At 71.2% G+C, this 15886-nt stretch carries 16 protein-coding genes and 1 tRNA gene; 10 read left to right on the forward strand and 7 right to left on the reverse strand.

Annotated features, from left to right (window positions below):
* On the reverse strand, nucleotides 1-1069 hold a 1069-nt coding region (locus ACWD0Y_RS28520; protein WP_450263197.1), incomplete at its 3' end, for a sigma-70 family RNA polymerase sigma factor.
* Nucleotides 1070-1245: 176 nt separating this feature from the next.
* Between ACWD0Y_RS28520 and ACWD0Y_RS28525 the strand changes: the two genes are divergently transcribed.
* Nucleotides 1246-2031 carry a cobalt-precorrin-6A reductase gene (locus ACWD0Y_RS28525; RefSeq protein ID WP_450263198.1) on the forward strand — a complete coding sequence of 262 codons (786 nt, stop codon included), beginning with the start codon at nucleotides 1246-1248 and terminating at the stop codon, nucleotides 2029-2031.
* Here ACWD0Y_RS28525 and cobF read toward each other — a convergent pair.
* Together cobF and ACWD0Y_RS28535 are read right to left on the reverse strand one after the other, a co-directional pair.
* Nucleotides 2000-2764, reverse strand: coding sequence for a precorrin-6A synthase (deacetylating) (gene cobF, locus ACWD0Y_RS28530; RefSeq protein ID WP_450263199.1), 765 nt, complete (start codon nucleotides 2762-2764; stop codon nucleotides 2000-2002). The two genes, ACWD0Y_RS28525 and cobF, sit on opposite strands and share 32 nt — an antisense overlap.
* Nucleotides 2761-3288, reverse strand: coding sequence for a DUF309 domain-containing protein (locus ACWD0Y_RS28535; protein WP_450263200.1), 528 nt, complete (start codon nucleotides 3286-3288; stop codon nucleotides 2761-2763). The genes cobF and ACWD0Y_RS28535 overlap by 4 nt, the downstream gene beginning before the upstream one ends.
* 206 nt (nucleotides 3289-3494) lie before the next feature.
* Here ACWD0Y_RS28535 and ACWD0Y_RS28540 point away from each other — a divergent pair.
* Nucleotides 3495-3568 (forward strand) — tRNA-Pro (locus ACWD0Y_RS28540).
* 99 nt (nucleotides 3569-3667) lie between these two features.
* Here ACWD0Y_RS28540 and ACWD0Y_RS28545 read toward each other — a convergent pair.
* Nucleotides 3668-3961: a hypothetical protein gene (locus tag ACWD0Y_RS28545; RefSeq protein WP_450263201.1), complete on the reverse strand. Its 294-nt coding sequence runs from the start codon at nucleotides 3959-3961 to the stop codon at nucleotides 3668-3670.
* On the opposite strand from ACWD0Y_RS28545, the gene ACWD0Y_RS28550 reads away from it, so the two are divergent.
* From ACWD0Y_RS28550 to ACWD0Y_RS28560, 3 genes are all read left to right on the forward strand, one after another.
* The gene (locus tag ACWD0Y_RS28550; protein ID WP_450263202.1) at nucleotides 3952-4740 is read left to right on the forward strand and encodes a phosphatase PAP2 family protein; all 789 of its coding nucleotides are present in this window, start codon (nucleotides 3952-3954) and stop codon (nucleotides 4738-4740) included. The genes ACWD0Y_RS28545 and ACWD0Y_RS28550 overlap by 10 nt on opposite strands.
* A 215-nt stretch (nucleotides 4741-4955) precedes the next feature.
* Nucleotides 4956-5291 carry an acyl carrier protein gene (locus ACWD0Y_RS28555; protein ID WP_450263203.1) on the forward strand — a complete coding sequence of 112 codons (336 nt, stop codon included), beginning with the start codon at nucleotides 4956-4958 and terminating at the stop codon, nucleotides 5289-5291.
* Nucleotides 5284-6510, forward strand: a complete 1227-nt coding sequence (locus ACWD0Y_RS28560) for a beta-ketoacyl-[acyl-carrier-protein] synthase family protein (RefSeq protein WP_450263204.1) — start codon at nucleotides 5284-5286, stop codon at nucleotides 6508-6510. Before ACWD0Y_RS28555 ends, ACWD0Y_RS28560 begins: the two co-directional genes overlap by 8 nt.
* 79 nt (nucleotides 6511-6589) lie before the next feature.
* Here the strand turns inward: ACWD0Y_RS28560 and ACWD0Y_RS28565 are convergent, their stop codons facing one another.
* The 3 genes from ACWD0Y_RS28565 to ACWD0Y_RS28575 form a co-directional block, all read right to left on the reverse strand.
* Nucleotides 6590-7783 (reverse strand): aminotransferase class I/II-fold pyridoxal phosphate-dependent enzyme, encoded by a 1194-nt coding sequence (locus ACWD0Y_RS28565; RefSeq protein WP_450263205.1) that lies wholly within the window; start codon nucleotides 7781-7783, stop codon nucleotides 6590-6592.
* Entirely contained in the window at nucleotides 7780-8094 is a 315-nt protein-coding gene (locus ACWD0Y_RS28570) for an acyl carrier protein (protein WP_450263206.1), read from the reverse strand. Before ACWD0Y_RS28570 ends, ACWD0Y_RS28565 begins: the two co-directional genes overlap by 4 nt.
* An 89-nt stretch (nucleotides 8095-8183) precedes the next feature.
* The gene (locus ACWD0Y_RS28575) at nucleotides 8184-10019 is read right to left on the reverse strand and encodes an AMP-binding protein (RefSeq protein WP_450263207.1); all 1836 of its coding nucleotides are present in this window, start codon (nucleotides 10017-10019) and stop codon (nucleotides 8184-8186) included.
* A gap of 114 nt (nucleotides 10020-10133) precedes the next feature.
* Between ACWD0Y_RS28575 and ACWD0Y_RS28580 the strand changes: the two genes are divergently transcribed.
* The 5 genes from ACWD0Y_RS28580 to ACWD0Y_RS28600 all read left to right on the forward strand — a co-directional run bounded on the left by ACWD0Y_RS28580 (nucleotide 10134) and on the right by ACWD0Y_RS28600 (nucleotide 15632).
* Nucleotides 10134-11300 (forward strand): N-acetyltransferase family protein, encoded by a 1167-nt coding sequence (locus ACWD0Y_RS28580; protein ID WP_450263208.1) that lies wholly within the window; start codon nucleotides 10134-10136, stop codon nucleotides 11298-11300.
* Nucleotides 11301-11309: 9 nt separating this feature from the next.
* Nucleotides 11310-12317, forward strand: a complete 1008-nt coding sequence (locus ACWD0Y_RS28585; protein ID WP_450263209.1) for an NAD-dependent epimerase/dehydratase family protein — start codon at nucleotides 11310-11312, stop codon at nucleotides 12315-12317.
* A 113-nt stretch (nucleotides 12318-12430) separates the two neighbouring features.
* The gene (locus ACWD0Y_RS28590) at nucleotides 12431-13333 is read left to right on the forward strand and encodes an acyl-CoA dehydrogenase family protein (protein ID WP_450263210.1); all 903 of its coding nucleotides are present in this window, start codon (nucleotides 12431-12433) and stop codon (nucleotides 13331-13333) included.
* On the forward strand, nucleotides 13330-14520 hold the full coding sequence (locus ACWD0Y_RS28595) for an acyl-CoA dehydrogenase family protein (RefSeq protein WP_450263211.1): 1191 nt from the start codon (nucleotides 13330-13332) through the stop codon (nucleotides 14518-14520). Before ACWD0Y_RS28590 ends, ACWD0Y_RS28595 begins: the two co-directional genes overlap by 4 nt.
* A gap of 107 nt (nucleotides 14521-14627) precedes the next feature.
* The gene (locus ACWD0Y_RS28600; protein ID WP_450263212.1) at nucleotides 14628-15632 is read left to right on the forward strand and encodes an acyl-ACP desaturase; all 1005 of its coding nucleotides are present in this window, start codon (nucleotides 14628-14630) and stop codon (nucleotides 15630-15632) included.
* Nucleotides 15633-15886 lie beyond the last annotated feature (254 nt).

A 15886-nucleotide genomic window follows, 5' to 3' on the forward strand; every position in this document is an offset into this window, starting at 1 on the left:
CCATGTGCACCGGGATGCGGATGGTGCGGGCCTGGTCGGCCATCGCGCGGGTGATCGCCTGCCGGATCCACCAGGTGGCGTACGTCGAGAACTTGAAGCCCTTGGTGTAGTCGAACTTCTCCACCGCGCGGATCAGACCGACGTTGCCCTCCTGGATCAGGTCCAGGAAGAGCATGCCGCGGCCGGTGTAGCGCTTGGCCAGCGAGACCACCAGGCGGAGGTTGGCCTCCAGCAGGTGGTTCTTGGCACGGCGGCCGTCCTCGACGAGGATCTCCAGCTCACGCCGGAAGACCGGGTCCTGCTCGTCCTCCTCCTCCAGCTTGTGCTCGGAGAAGAGACCCGCCTCGATGCGCTTGGCGAGCTCCACCTCCTGCTCGGCGTTGAGCAGCGGCACCTTGCCGATCAGCTTCAGGTAGTCCTTGACCGGGTCGGCGGTGGCGCCGGCGACCATGACCTGCTGCGCGGGCGCGTCGTCCTCGTCCTCGTCGGACAGGACGTAACCGTCACCCTGCTGCGGCTGCTTCGTGGGCTTCTCGTCCGCGTCGTCACCGGCACCCGCGTCCTCGGACCAGGCGTCGGCCTGCGGCTCGTCGGGGGAGGCCGCGGCCTTCTTGGCCGCGGTCTTCTTCGCGGCCGTCTTCTTCGCGGCGCGCTTCGCCGGGGCCGCGGGGGCCTCTTCGTCGGCGGTGGAGCCCATTACCGATATTGACGCGGGAGCCGCCGGCGAGGCCGCCGAAGCGGTCTTCTTGACGGTTTTCTTGACGGCGGTCCTCTTGACCGGACGCTTCTCCTCGTCCCTCGCGGCGGTCTTGCGCGCACGCTTGGCGGGCGCCTTGGCCGGAGCCTTGGGCGCGGTCACCATCAGCGTCACGCCCTCTTCGTCGAGGACCTGGTTGAGGCTGCGCAGCACCCGCTTCAGCTGGTCCGCGGGGATGCTGTCCGCCTCGAAGGCGTGGCGTACGTCGTCGCCGTTGATGTGACCCTGCTCCTTGCCGCGCTCGATGAGCGCGACGAGGGAAGGGGATTCCGCAATCTCCTGTGGGAACGGGCGGGACGGACTGACCGACACGAGGAGCCTCTCGTAGCAAAAATGATGACGAGGCGAGGTCGCATGACGTAATGGACGGCGCGACGACACCTGTGGGTTCATCGCACGCTCTCGCCATTTCGTTACGCCTTGAATCGAGTGACCTGAACCACTTTCCTGAAACACCCCCGTCGGGACTGCTCCGGTAGCGTGATGCCATGATCACCGGCACCGGCCACGTACTGATACTCGGCGGTACGACGGAAGCCAGGCAGCTCGCGCGGACGCTGGCCCCGTGCCCCCTCCTGCGGGTGACGACCTCGCTTGCAGGACGGGTGACACAACCAAGGATGCCTGATGGCGAGATTCGCGTCGGAGGCTTCGGCGGCCCGGGGCCGATGGCGGCCTGGCTGAGCGAGCAGCGGGTCGCCGCAGTGATCGACGCCACACACCCCTTCGCCGCCGTGATCAGCGCGAACGCGGCCGAGGCGACGACCGCCGCGGGCGTCCCGCTGGTCGCGCTGCGCCGCCCGGGCTGGCAGCCGGGGCCCGGTGACCGCTGGCATTTCGCCGACAGCCTCCAGGACGCGGCGGAGCGGCTGCCGGCGCTCGGCCGCCGGGTGTTCCTCACCACCGGCAGGCTCGGTCTGGCCGCCTTCGCGGGCCAGGACGCGCTCCACTTCCTCGTACGGTCCGTAGAGCCCCCGCAGCCGCCGCTGCCGCGCCACACACGGCTCCTGCTCGACCGCGGCCCGTACACCGTCGAGGGCGAGCGGGAACTGCTCCGGACGTACGCCGCCGACGTCCTCGTCACCAAGGACAGCGGCGGCCCCGCCACCGCCGCGAAGCTCACCGCGGCCCGAGAGCTGGGCCTGCCGGTCGTCGTCGTACGCCGTCCGCTCCCGCCGCCGGGGGTGCGCACCGTCCCCGGCGTGGCCGGGGCGGTGGCGGAGCTGGAGCGGCTGGGATGCCTCAGTCGCGGCGCAGCAGATAGGTGTCCATGATCCAGCCCTTGCGGGCGCGGGCTTCGGCGCGCAGCGCGAGGATCCGGTCCGAGACCTCCGAGAGCGGGCCGGAGACGAGGATCTCGTCCGCGGTCCCGACGTAGGCGCCCCAGTAGATGTACGGATCGTCCTCGGCGTAGCGCTGGAACACCTGGTGCGCGTCGAGCATCACCACCACGTCGTCCGCGCCCTCGGGCCAGCCCTCCGCGAGCCGCCGGCCCGTCGTGATCTGGACTGGCTTCGCCACCCGGTTCAGCCCGGTGCGATGGCGGGCGACCAGCGCTGACACGCTGCTGACGCCGGGCACGACCTCGTGGTCGAAGGTCACCGCCCCGCGCTCCAGGATCTCCTCCAGGATGCCGAGCGTGCTGTCGTACAGCGCCGGGTCGCCCCACACCAGGAACGCGCCGGTCTGGTCGTCCGCCAGCTCTTCGGTGATCATCCGCTCGAATATGTCGGCCCGGCGGCTGCGCCAGTCGCCGACCGCGGGGGAGTAGTCGGCGCCGCCGGCCCGGCGGTCGCGGTCCGGGTCACGCCCCTCGACCAGCCGGTACTCCCGGTCCGCCGCGATGTGCGCGTCGAGGATGTCGTGCCGCAGCCGGATCAGGTCCGACTTCTCCTCGCCCTTGTCGAGGAGGAAGAAGACATCCACCGCGTTGAGCGCTTTGACGGCCTGGATCGTCAGATGGTCCGGGTCGCCCGCGCCGATTCCTATGACATAGATCTTTCTCACCGCACGGAGTCTGCCGCATCGGGCCCGTCCGGTCGCCCGCGCAGGCGCGGAGCGGTCCCGGCGGCCGGTACGGGCTCCGCTTCCCGCTCGACACGGCCCGCCAGCGCCTCGGCCCAGGCGCTGAGTTCGCGGATGCCGAGCCCGTAGGGGCGTGCGTCGCCGTACGCGGCGATTCCGGCGGCCCCGCGCCGCAGCAGCGTCGCACCGCCGTTCCTGTTGCCCCGGGCGGCGTGGGTGAGACCGACGGCGAGCTGGGCGAGGCCGCGCCACAGCGCGCGTTCCGCTTCGGGACCCGACTTCCAGGCGTCCTCGAAGACCTCGTGGGCGTGGAACGGCATTCCGGCGTCGAGCAGCCGCTGCGCCTCGCGCACCGTCTCGTCCCCGGTGCGCACCACTCCCTCGGGCTGTCTGGCCACGCCCTGCGCCCCGTACGGCAGCGGCCGCCCGAGTCCGTCGCGCGGTCGCGCGTTGCGCGCCCGTCCCTCGGGGTCGCGGTCCCTCCTGCTCTGCTCCGTGTCGTCCATCCGCCCATTGTCACCCGCTCCGGTTCCGGAGCGCCGTGCGCAGACGGCTCCGGGACCGCCACGAACTCGAACGCTCCGGAGAGGCGTTGGAGAGACGCCGGAGGCCCGAGGCCGCCGCGACGGGCAGCGGATTCGGGACCACTCACGGAGTGCGGTATTGTTCTGTTGCGCGCTCAGCCAGGGGAAACCCCAGGTCAGGCGGGCATCGGGACGTGGCGCAGCTTGGTAGCGCACTTGACTGGGGGTCAAGGGGTCGCAGGTTCAAATCCTGTCGTCCCGACTCGAAAGAGTCGCAGATCAAGGGGCCGTTTCAGAGCAATCTGAAACGGCCCCTTGATCGTTCTCGGGGGCCGGCCGGGGACCAACCGGCTCGACCGCGTCAGCGGGCGGCCACGATCGGGCTCGGCAGGGAGCGCGGGGCGCGCACCACGCCGAGGGGCGCGGAGAGGGCGGTGCCGACGACGGTGACCTTGTGCGCGCCGGGGTGCAGGTGCTCGTACCCGGGCTTGGTGACGGCCTCGTCCCAGCGGACGGCGTCACCCAGGACCGAGCCCCCCGGCCCCCACCCGAACAGCCCTGGCGACGGCCGTGCCGCGCCACCGGGACCGTTCCGGCGCTCTATGGTCTGGCTCTCATCGGGCCCCGACCCTCCGAGGTGCGGACATGACGGCAAGGCGGTGGGACCGCCGGCGGCCGGCCGTCGCGGCCCTGACCGAGGCGGCGGTGCTGCTGACCCTGTTCGGGTTGTGGCAGCTGGCGGGTCACCAGTCGATGACGAGCGCCCACCGCGCCCTGGACCGCGCCCTTTGGATTCACCGCGCCGAAAGCGACTTCGGGCTGCCCGACGAGGCGATGGTGCAGCGCACGGTGCTGCCGCACCCACGGCTGTTGGCAGCAGCCAACTACTACTACGCCGTGATGCACGTGGCCGCGATGGCCGGCATGCTCCTCTGGGTATTCCTCCGGCACCGGCCGCACTACGGCCGGGTGCGGAACACGGTGGCTCTGGTGACCGCGGTCTGCCTGCTCGTGCAGTTCGTTCCCGTGGCACCGCCGCGGATACTGCCGCAGAACGGTTTCGTGGACGTTGCGGCGCAGTACGGCCAGTCGATCTTCGGGCGACCCGTTGCCGGGGCCGTCGTGAACGAGTTCGCCGCGATGCCTTCGATGCACGTCGCTTGGTGTGTGCTGGTCGCGGCTGCCGCAGTCCGGATCAGCGGAAGTCGCTGGCGGTGGCTGGGAGTGGCCCATGCCGCGGTCACCCTCGCGGTGGTCGTGGTGACAGCCAATCACTTCTGGGCGGACTGCGTGCTGGCCGTGGCGCTGGTGCTGCTGGGGTACGCCGCTCGGCGGAGTGCGGCCGCGGCGCGGCGCCGACGGCGAAAGGCCGCCGCTTCACCGGGCCGTACAACGGTCATGGAACCCGGGGCACCTGAATGCCCGCTTCGGTAAGTATCCACGCGGTCTTGGAGAACAGCGGTTCCAGCACTCGACGCGGCGTCGGAAAGACCACCGCGGTGAGAGCCATCCGAATGGCGCGCAGCATCCTTCGGGATGCGGGAGGACAGATCTGGTATTCCTGCGATGGCAGCACATGACGAGAAGGCTCGTCCCGGCACCAACGCTTGAGAACAGCGCGCTGTCCATGGGCGAAAGGGAACACCACCATGCATGATCTCTCCTGCCGGTCCCTCGTCGAATTGGTGTCGTACCACTTCGACATCGACGTCGACAGGCTGCGTCCGGACACCACCTTCGAGGAACTGGAGATGGACTCCCTCGCCTTGATGGAACTCGTGGTCGTCATCGAAAGCGAGACCGGAATCCGAATCCCCGACGATCTGGCGGAAATCGGCCCCGACGCGACAATCAGCGAAATCGCCGACGCGGTCAAACGGATCGGCGAGGGCGCCGTGCTTCCCGATGGACAGGGTCTGCGCGCGGACCGGGCGGTGCCCCGCGACGGTGCGACGGTCCAGGCCGGGGGAGCCCGGGTTGAGTGATCAGCGAGTGGCCGTGACCGGGCTCGGGCTCGTGACCCCTGCGGGCGACAGCCCGCAGACAGTCTGGGAAACCCTGTGCGTCGGCCGTTCGCTGGCAGCCCGTGACCCTGCCCTCGCCGGCCTGTCCGTCGACTTCTCCTGCCAGGTGAGCGGATTCGACGCCGTCGCGGAACTGGGCGTCCGGATGAGCCGGCGCCTGGACAGATTCGCGCATCTGGGGCTGGCGGCTGCCCGACGGGCGGTGCGCGATGCCGGGCTCGCCCCGCACGAGTGGGCCGCGGAACGCGTCGGCGTGGTGCTCGGTGTGAGCAGCAACAGTCTGCAGACGTACGCCCAGGAATTCTCGCAACTCGGCCAAGGCCGCCCGAGCGCCGTGTCACCCCTCGCACTGGCCCGCAGCATCCCCAGTCAGCTGGCCGGTGAGGTGGCCATCGACCTGGGTGCGCGAGGTCCCAATTTCGTGACCACCAGCGCCTGTGCCTCCAGCATGACGGCCATCGGCGTGGCTCGTGACCTGATCCGGGCGGGTACCTGCGACATCGTGCTGACCGGGGGCAGCGAGTCCCCGCGGGCACCGATGAACGTGGCGTGCCTCGCGCAGATGAAGGCGCTCTCGCAGGAGTGCCCCGCGGGCCCCGACTCGGCCTCGCGGCCCTTCGACGTCGACCGGGACGGCCTGGTGCTGGGCGAGGGGTCAGCCGTACTCGTCCTGGAGTCGACCGCCCATGCCCGGGCACGCGGGGCACGAGTACGCGCGTTCGTGCGCGGTTACGGCGCCTCGGCCGACGCGTACCATCCGATCGCGCCTCATCCGGGTGGGCGCGGCGCGGAACAGGCGCTGTGGAGCGCACTGGCGGATGCCGGTTGCGCGCCCGCCGACGTGGACCACGTCAGCGCTCATGGCACCGGTACACGGAGGGGCGACGCCGTGGAGGCCGAGGCCCTTCTCCGTGTCTTCGGCACGCCACCGGTGGTCACGGCGGCCAAGAGCGTGGTCGGGCATGCCATGGGTGCCGCCGGCGCCCTCGCCACCGCGTTCACCCTGCTGGCCATGGAACACCAGGCCGTCCCTCCCACGGCCAACCTGGTGCAGCAGGAGGCGGGTCGTGAACTCGATATTCCGACGGGGCGGCCTCGCCGCTCGCCAGTGGGGACAGCTGTCGTCAACGCGTTCGGCTTCGGCGGCCAGAACGCCGTGCTTCTCCTGACGGCGCTGTGACGACGCCGCCCGATACCGCCATCTCGTTGCTGACCTCTCCCGCGGGGGAAACGCGCCGGGCCGACACGGTGTGAACCTGTCAGCAGTCCAGCGCGCCGGCGATGGCGTCCGCCGCTTTCGCGATCTCGTCCTCGCTGTGGGCGCTGGTCACGCCGATCCTCAGACGTGCTCCCCCGATCGGTACGGCAGGGGGGAACAGGGGGTTCACGAGGAGACCTTGTTCGAGCAGACGGGTGGCGATGCGTGCGGTGTCATCGACGCGTCCGATGTGGACGAGCACCACATGCGCACTGGAGGCCCCGATGTTCACACCGGCATCTTGGAGGCGTTCGCGAAACGCCTTCGCGTTGGCGGCGTTCCGGGTACGCAGGGCGAGGCCTTCCGCCGCGGCCACCCGCACCGCCGCGAGGGAGGCGCCGACCGTGGCCGGGGCCAGGCCGAGTGAGAGCAGGTACGCCCCGGCCGTGTGGCGTACGAGGCGCATCGCCCGGTCGCTGCCACAGGCGAATCCCCCCGTGCTCGCGAACGCCTTGCTCATGGTTCCGGTGATGACGTCGACACGGTCCAGCACCCCGAGGAGTTCGGCAGCGCCGCGGCCGCGTGGTCCCACCGCTCCGCCGGCGTGCGCCTCGTCGACGATCAGCAGGGCTTCGTGGCGGTCCGCGAGATCCGCGATGCCGGCCAGCGGGGCGAAGTCGCCGTCGGCGCTGAAGAGCCCGTCGACGACGATGATCCGGCGGCGGGCGCCGGCGGCCTCGACGAGCTTTGCCGCCAGGTCGTCCAGGTCGTTGTGGCGGAAAGTCATCAACTGAGCCCCGGACAGACGGCCGCCCATGGTGATCGATCCGTGGTTGAGCTGGTCCGAGAGAATCGCGTCACCGGGGCCCGCGAATGTCGTCAGCACCCCGATGTTGGCCTGCATGCCGGTCGGAAACAGTGCCGCAGAGGGTTTGCCGAAGAACTCCGCGAGGGCGTGCTCCAGGCTGCGGTGGAGTTCGGTGTATCCGCCGACGGGCTGCGTGCCGTAGCAGTGCGTACCGAACCGGTGGACGGCGTCCACGGCGGCACCGACGACGGCGGGATGGCCGCTGAGCCCCAGGTAGTCGCATGAGCCGAACACTGTGACCATGCGGCCGTCGGCCAGTCGGGCACGGGTGCCGCGGGGCTCGGAAATGACGGGGAACAGCGGGTAGTTTCCCTGTTCCTGCCAGCGGTCCACGGTGTCGAGCACACTGTTGAGGGCGGGGCCGAAGTCCATGTCCGTGGTGGTCATCGAGTTGCTCCGATGTGTGCGGCCAGTTCGGCGACCAACTCGCCGAGGGGCAGGCCGGGCGTCAGCCGCTCCGCGAAGCGAAGCGGATCGATGACGACCCCGAACCGGGTCTCGAGAGCGACCAGCGACTCGGCCAGGAGCAACGAGTCCAGCCCCAGGTCTTCGAGGGTGAGGGAGTCCGGCAGCCGGTCGGGGGCCACGCGGATTCTGGTCGCGAGGACGTTCTTGATCGCTTCGCCCAGCTCTTCCGGGCCGAGGTGCGCGGCAGGCGAGGGCTGTAGGGCGGACGAGAGTGGCTGCACATCCGTCACGGCTGGTCTCCCTGGGCGTTGCTCGGTCACGGTGCGCCGATCCGCCGTCGGCTCATTCTGAGTGGCCGTCATATTACGCACGGCGACCATCAAAAGTGGTGATGTGGCCGGGTGGCCCCATCGCAGGAATCCGGTTGCCGCCTGCCGGGCACTCCGTCGGCCCCGTGCGAGACGTACGCGGCGGCGAGCCGTGTGCGCTGCACCTTGCCGCTCGCGGTCCGTGGCAGCAGGCCGCGGGCGACGACGAAGACATCACGGACCGGCATGCCGAATTCCCTCAGCACGGCAAGGCGTACCGTGTCGGCGATGCCCGGCGTGTCCTCGCCGGACCCCGTGTCCCCCGTGTCCTCCGCGGCGGAGACCGGGGGGCCGCTGATCTCGAGGAACAGGACGACGCTCTCGGCGGCTTCGTCCTCCGGCGTGACCGGGACGGCCACCGCAGCCGTTACCGAAGGAGGGCACGCCGCCAGGGCGACCGCCTCCAGGTCGCCGGGCGCGTACACCATGCCGGCGTGCTTGAACGTCTCCTTCAGCCTGCCGACGACGAAGAGCTCGCCGTCGGCATACGCCCCGAGGTCGCCGGTGGGGACGAAGCCGTCAGGATGGACGGGCTCCCATCGGCCGTCGGTCACCATCCGGGCCGTGGCGGCCTCCCCGCCGACATGGATCTCGCCCACACAGCCGTCCGGAAGCGCGTCGCGTCGTCCGTCGAGGGTCGTGACACGTACCCGTGTCCCCGTGACGGCAGTGCCGTGGCCCACCAACGACTGGGTGCCGCCCGGAGGGGAGCCTGCGGCGCCGTGCGGGGCCGCGGGGGCGACCAGCCGGCCTTCCCCCAGGGCCCGGCGGTCGAAGACCCGTACGGTGGTCGGAGTGAGCGGTCTGCGGGCGGCCACCGCGACGCAGTTCTCGGCGAGGCCGTAGGCGGGGAGCAGCACATGGGGCTTGAGTCCCTGCGGGGCCAGCGCCCGTTCGAATTCCGCGCACAGGGCGGGGCTGATTCGCTCCGCGCCGATGAGGGCCACCTCAAGGGCCGACAGGTCGAGGGCGGAGGGGCGGGTGAACCGCTCCCTCGCCCTGCGCCCCGCCAGTTCGTAGCCGAACGGGGGGCCCGCGGTGTGCGTGGCGCGGAAGTCGGACAACTCCGTGATCCAGCGCAGCGGGTCACGGACGAAGGACTCCGGCGGCAGCGCCCGGACCGACGATCCTGAGAACAGACTGCTGGCGAAGCAGCCGATCAGGCCCATGTCGTGCGACAGGGGAAGCCAGAACACCCCGCGCCCGCAGTGGTATCCCACCCTGCCGTTCAGCGCGGTGAGGTTGACGGCGAGATTGCGGTGCGTGAGCAGGATGCCCTTGGGGGCGGAGGTGCTCCCGGAGCTGAACTGGAGCAGCGCGGCGCCGCTCGGGTCGAGCGCCACCGGCGGCGGAGGCACGGGTGCGGAGACGGGCGTCGTGGCGGCCGGGACGAACTCGCCCACGGGCAGGGCGATGGTGGGCAGTCCCGCGTCGCGGGCCAGGCCGGCGTACGCGTCCGTACCACCGGGCGGAGTCAGGCACCAGCGGGCCCTGCCCAGGGCCATGGCGTCGCGGGCCCGGTGGGCGTGCTGACTGCCGGGCCGCGGACGTGCGACGGCGCGCAGCGGCACCAGCACACCTCCCGCGGCCTGGACACCCACGGTCGCGATCATGGTTTCGAGCGTGGTGTGCATGACCAGCGCGACGTGATCACCGGTGCGCACCCCGCGTTGTCGCAGGCCGAGGGCGCATGCCACCGCCCGGTACCAGAAAGTCCGGTAGTCGGTCACTTCCCCGGCGTGCGCGCCATGGCCGGCCGCGCACAACTCGCCGGCGACCCCGTCGCGGGCGTGGGCGTACACCGCATCGATCAGGGTGCTGTGAGGGACGCTGTCGATGTCGGGCATGGTGTGACCTCTTCATGCTCGGGTGCGAGGGGGATCGGCGTCGGCGACCGTGACGGGGAGCGTCCGGACTGAGCGCCCATTTAGCCAGACTTATGTCTGCTATTGTCCAGTTTCGTGGATATTGTGACGGTGTCTCCGGTGCGCAGCCGGGCGCAGCGGAAGGCCTTCGTCGAGTGCGAGTACGCATTGCACCGTGCGGACACCTGCTGGGTCCCACCCCTGCGTCGGGACCGGTACCGACTGCTGTCCCGCACCCGGAACCCGTTCCTGTCGTTCGGCGAGGTGGCGCTGTACCTCGCCCGCCGCGGCGGCAAGGTGGTGGGGCGCATCGCCGCGGTGCACGACCCCCGCTTCAACCGGCACCACGGAACCCGTGACGGATTCTTCGGCCTCTTCACCTGCGTCGACGACCCCGACGTCGCCCGCCGGCTGTTCCAGGCCGCCGGCTCCTGGCTCATCGAGCGGGACATGACCTCGATGGTCGGCCCGGTGAACTTCTCGACGAACTACGAGTGCGGGGCCCTCGTCGACGGGTTCGACCTGCCGGCGGCCCTGCTCATGCCATGGAACCCGCCGTCCACCCCCGTGCTGATCGAGAGCTGCGGTTTCACGGCCGTCCAGGACCTTCACGCCTGGGAATGGGCATGCGTGCCGAAACAGCCCGAGGCCCTCGGCCGTGTCGCGGCGGCTGCGGTACGGAGGGGCGACATCACCGTCCGGACCGTCGACGTCCTCGACTACGCGACCGAAATGCGGCGGATCCGCGACCTCTACCACCGCGCCTGGCAGGACAACTGGGGCTTCGTCCCCATGACGGACCGTGAGTTCCAGCACCTGGCCGGCCAGTTGCGTCCGGCGCTGCGCCCCGAACTGGCTCTCGTCGCCGAGGTCGCGGGCGAGCCGGCGGGTTTCTCCCTCACCCTCCCGGACCTGGCCCCGGCCTTCCGGGCCGCCGGAGGACGTCTGCACCGGTGGGGTGTGCCCACGGGGCTGGCCCGGATGCTGCGCGCGTCGCGCCAGGTCCGGCGCGGCCGGCTGATGGCGCTGGGCGTCGTCGAGGAGTTCCGGAACTCAGGAGTGCTTCCCGTGCTCCTGGCGGAGACCGAGCGGGCCGCCCGCCGCCTGGGCTACGAGGCTGTCGAGATCTCCTGGGTCCTGGACAGCAACAAGCCGGCGCTCCGATCGCTGCGGGCGGCCGGCTGCCGCCGCACCAAGACGTACCGGATCTACCGGCGCGAGCTGCGGCACGGATCGTACGAGCAAGCCCTGCGAAACCACTGAGGACGGCCCATGCGTGTTCTGGTCACCGGCGCCACGGGATTCATCGGCCGACGGCTCACCCGCCGTCTCGTGGCGCGCGACCACGAGGTGACGGCGATCGTCCGCTCCACCTCCTGCCTCGGCGTCCTTCCGCGGAAGGTGCGCCTGGTGCAAGGAGACCTGGCCGACGGAAAGGGCCTGGCTGAGGCGGCCAGGGACGCGGAGTGCGTGCTGCACTTGGCCGGAGTGGTCAAGGCACCGCGCGCGGAGGGTTTCGACCGGGTCAACGCGACGGGTACCCGGCGGCTCGGTGAGCACCTCGCCGCGCTCTCCTCCCCGCCACGCATGATCCTGTGCTCCTCGCTCGCCGCCGCCGGCCCGTCGGCTCCGGGCCGGCCCCGGCGGGAGGAGGACCCTCCGGCCCCCGTCTCCCGGTACGGCCGCAGCAAGCTCGCCGGGGAGCAGGCCCTCCGGGAGCTGGCGCCGGACCTGCGGACCGTCGTCATCCGGCCGCCGATCGTCTACGGGCCGGGTGACCCGGCCTTCGTCCCCGCGCTGGCGGCGATGGTCCGGGCGGGCGTCGCACCTCGCCCGGGCAGGGGCACCTGCCGGTACTCCCTCGTGCACGTCGACGACGTGTGTGCCGCGCTGGAGGCGGTGATGGAACGCGGAGGGACCCTGTCCCGGGATGATCCGGCGGCCGGCGTGTACACGGTCTCCGACGGCGTGGAACATTCGTGGGGCGGCCTGTGCGCCGCAGTGGCCCGTGCGATGGGCCGCAGGCCCCCGCTGGTGGTGCCGGTCCCGGCCCCGGCCGTACACGGTGTGGCCTGGCTGCTGGAGACGGCCGCCCGGCTGCGCGGTCCCGGGGCGTTCCCGGCCGCCAACCGGGACAAGGCGGTGGAGGGGCGTTGCCCGGGGTGGACCTGTTCCACGGACAAGGCGGCCCGCGAGCTCGGTTTCACCTCTGCGGTGCGGCTGGACGCCGGCCTCGCGGCGATGTTCGACGACGGTGGCCGCGGGCGGGCGGGATGCTGACCCCCCGGGCCGTCCCGGAGGGCACGCGCGGACCGGACAGAAGGAGCCCCTCTTCCGGCCCGGACCGGGCCGGGCCACCGAAGCGCCGCCTGGGCGAAGAGGCGGCCGGCGCCGTGGCCGAAGGACTGACGTCGGTGCTCGCCCGTCTGCTGCCCCCGTCCGCGGACCACGCCCGCCTGTGCACGGCGCTACGGCATTCCACCAGCGACGGTCTGCTGGGCACCCGATGCGAGATCGACGTCCGGAGAGTGCCCGGTGGATGGCTCGCCGATGGCCGCGCCGACCATGTACTCGGACTGCCGGAGGCCGACGGAACGCTGGTGGAGGCCACCGGTGCGAGAGGTGACACGGTGCTCGTTCTGCTGCCGGCCGACGCCCGGGGGGCCGAGCGCGGCGAGCACCGGCCGTCCCCGCTTCCCGGGGCGTCATTCGGGTCCGTGCGGCTGGACTCGGTGTCCGTCCCGGCCACGGCCGTCGTCCGGCTGGGCCCCGCCGATGTGCACATGCTGCACGAGACGGTCGCCGCGACCCGGCTGAGGCTGGCGCGCTTGGTCACCGAACTCGCCGCGGACGCTGTCGAGGCGCTCGTCGACCACGTGGTCCGACGGCCGTTCGGCGGCGCTCATCTCGTGGACAAGCAGGTGGTGCGCCACGCTCTGGTGGAGGCGACGGCGCGGGTGAGGATGTGCGAGGCATACCTGGCACGGGCCGGCGTCCGCTCGCGTACGGCCCCGGCACAGCGAAAACCCTGGACGGAGGGGGAGCCGGCGGCGCCGGCCGCATGGTCCTCCCGCGCCGCCGCACTGCGCGCGGCGGCCTACGTGGCACTCGCCGTCCCGCAAGCCGTGGAGGCCTCCTGCCAGTTCCACGGAGGTTACGGCTTCCTCGAAGAGCAGTGGATCGCCCGGGCCTACCAGGACTCCGTCTTCGCTCCCGTCCTGCTGGGCGGCCTGGACCAGCTGGAGCGGGCCGCCGGACTGCCCTTCCCCGTCGCTGCGGAAGCGGCCGCCGAATGACCGTCCCCTCGCTCCGTACAGACTCGATGGCCGCGTTCCACGCCTCGGCGCGCACCCTGGTGAGGCACCACTTCGCCCCGCACCTGATGGATTGGGAGACGAACGGCGGGGCCACCCGCCGGCTGTTCGACGTCGCCGGTCGCGCCGGGGTGTTCGGCGTACCCGTTCCGGTCCGCGACGGTGGTCTGGGCCTGGGGCTCGCGCACGGCATCGCCTTCATCCGGGCCGTCAGCCGCTACGCCGCCGGCGGGGTCTGCACGAGCTTGTGCGTGCAGACACACGTCACCGTGCCCCTGCTGCTGGGGCAGGGCAGCGAGGAACAGAAGCAGACCTGGCTGCAACCGGTCCTGAGCGGCCGCGTGATCACCGCTGTGGCGATCACCGAGCCCACGGGAGGGTCGGACCTTGTCAACAGCACAGCCACCCGGGCGGTCCCCACTGACCGGGGATGGCTTCTCGACGGCGAGAAGACCTTCATCACCAACGCGCCGCTCGCCGACTGCCTGTTCGTGCTGGCTCGCACCGACGCCGGAGCCGGCGCTCTCGGGATGACGTTCTTCCTGGTGCCGGCCGATCTCCCCGGGGTGCAGGTGCAGCAGCTGGAAACCGTGGGGCTGCGCAGTTCGCGCACCGGCCGCGTCCGGTTCACAGGCTGCGAACTGCCGGCGGAAGCCGTGCTCGGCCGGCCCGGTCTGGCTATGGCGTACCTGGCTCAGGTTCTCGGGGAGGAACGGCTTGCGATCTCCGCCGGTGTGCTGGAGTGCGCACGATGCTGTGTGGAGCGTACTGCCGCGCTTCCGGCGGTGGCCACCTCACAACGAGCACGTGCCGAACTCGCCGGATGGCTCGTGGAGGTGGAGGCTGCGGAAGCGTTTCTGGACGCTGCCGTGGAGCGCTTCGACAACGGCGCGGGCGACCGTCTCGATGCGGACCTCGCCAAGACCGTGAGCGCACGGCTCGCCCAGCGGGTCGTCAACGGATGCGCCCGGCTCATCGGTCCCGATGCTTTCAACGCCGCGGGCGGCGGGAGCAGTCTCCTCCCGGCGCTGCGGGACGTCCGGGTCCTGAGCGTCTTCGGGGGCAGCTGCGAAACGGTCAGGGACAGCGCCGCCGCGGAAATCCTGCGAGGTGCTGCCGCCCGCCGGCGGACCGCCCCCCGCGTGCCGGCCGGGAACCGGCATGCGTAGATCCACGGCCCGCTCCCGCACCGCACCGCTCCCGCGGGCCATCCGTCGACGCCCCGTCACTCCGGGCCCGTGGTCTCTGCCACACGCCGTCCCCACCAGGAGCATCCATGCAACGTCCCGTCGGTGACCCTTCACAGGACGACGAGTCCGTACTCCGGGAACTCGAGTCCGTCGTCGCCACCCACCTGGACCGGCACCTTTCGATGGCCCAGGAGTGGTTCCCCCACCAGTACGTGCCGTGGAGCCGCGGCCAGGACTTCGACGGACCACTGCGGGGCCGGCCCTGGGACCCCGAGCAGTCGGCACTGTCTGCTCACGCACGTTCCGCCCTCGTTCTCAGCCTGCTCACGGAAGACAACCTGCCGAGCTACCACACGGAACTGATCACCGAGCTCGGCCGCGACGGAGCCTGGGGCGAATGGACCCGTCAATGGACGGCTGAGGAGGACCGGCACAGCACCGTCCTGCGGGATTACCTGCACGTCACACGTGCAGTGGACCCAGTGGCCCTGGAGCGCCACAGGATGCGGCACATGCGCACCGGCTACACCCGCGAGTACCCGGGGTCGGTCATCCATGGCATCGCCTACGTCATGGTGCAGGAACAGGCCACCCGGGTGGCGCACCGCAACACCGGAAGGATCAGCGGCGACCCGGTGTGCGAGCGGCTGCTGTCACGGATCGCGGCGGACGAGAACCTCCACATGGTGTTCTACCGCGACCTCCTGGCCGCGGCCTTCGACCGGTATCCGGACCGGACCATGCACGCCATGAGAGATGTGGTCTGTTCCTTCCGGATGCCGGGCCACAGCGCTCCCACCCTGCGGTCGGCGGCCCGAAGCATCGCCGTCTCCGGCATCCTCGACCGGAACGTACTGGTCACTGAGATCCTTCAGCCGCTCCTTCGATCGCTGCGGGTGTTCGAGCGCACCGACCTGACCGGCGCAGGGGAGAGCAGCCGCGAAAGACTCGGGCAGCACCTCGAGCGGCAGAGGACCATGATCGAACGGTCCGCCCAGTGGCGTGCCGACCGCGGCGTGAAGCCGGTCCCGGCCGTCCGGGACAAGGCATGGTCAGGCCGGGAAGCGGGTCAGCCGACGCGGACTCCCTGACAGCCGCCGCGTCGCACCGCAACACGCGACCCCGGACATCCCCTCCGGCTGCGACCAGAAGGACCAGCGCCCGGCGGCCGGTACTTTGACGGCCGGGCAGGCCGCGGAGCAGGAACCTTTTCCTCCGCCGAGCCCCGTGGGCACGGAGCGCCGTGCCCACGGGCCCGCATGAATTCACTCGAACGGGGCACTCAGGCATTCCTGGAATGCGGAGAGCGCCACAACCATGACGGAGCAGCCGACCGAATCGGCCG

The organism is Streptomyces altiplanensis, from assembly GCF_053591575.1.

Bases quoted from the DNA above. Each gene is read 5' to 3' on its own strand.
- ACWD0Y_RS28525 (WP_450263198.1), top strand. From the start codon at position 1,246: ATGATCACCGGCACCGGCCACGTACTGATACTCGGCGGTACGACGGAA.
- ACWD0Y_RS28535 (WP_450263200.1), bottom strand. From the start codon at position 3,288: ATGGACGACACGGAGCAGAGCAGGAGGGACCGCGACCCCGAGGGACGG.
- ACWD0Y_RS28550 (WP_450263202.1), top strand. From the start codon at position 3,952: ATGACGGCAAGGCGGTGGGACCGCCGGCGGCCGGCCGTCGCGGCCCTG.
- ACWD0Y_RS28555 (WP_450263203.1), top strand. From the start codon at position 4,956: ATGCATGATCTCTCCTGCCGGTCCCTCGTCGAATTGGTGTCGTACCAC.
- ACWD0Y_RS28565 (WP_450263205.1), bottom strand. From the start codon at position 7,783: ATGACCACCACGGACATGGACTTCGGCCCCGCCCTCAACAGTGTGCTC.
- ACWD0Y_RS28575 (WP_450263207.1), bottom strand. From the start codon at position 10,019: ATGCCCGACATCGACAGCGTCCCTCACAGCACCCTGATCGATGCGGTG.
- ACWD0Y_RS28585 (WP_450263209.1), top strand. From the start codon at position 11,310: ATGCGTGTTCTGGTCACCGGCGCCACGGGATTCATCGGCCGACGGCTC.
- ACWD0Y_RS28595 (WP_450263211.1), top strand. From the start codon at position 13,330: ATGACCGTCCCCTCGCTCCGTACAGACTCGATGGCCGCGTTCCACGCC.
- ACWD0Y_RS28600 (WP_450263212.1), top strand. From the start codon at position 14,628: ATGCAACGTCCCGTCGGTGACCCTTCACAGGACGACGAGTCCGTACTC.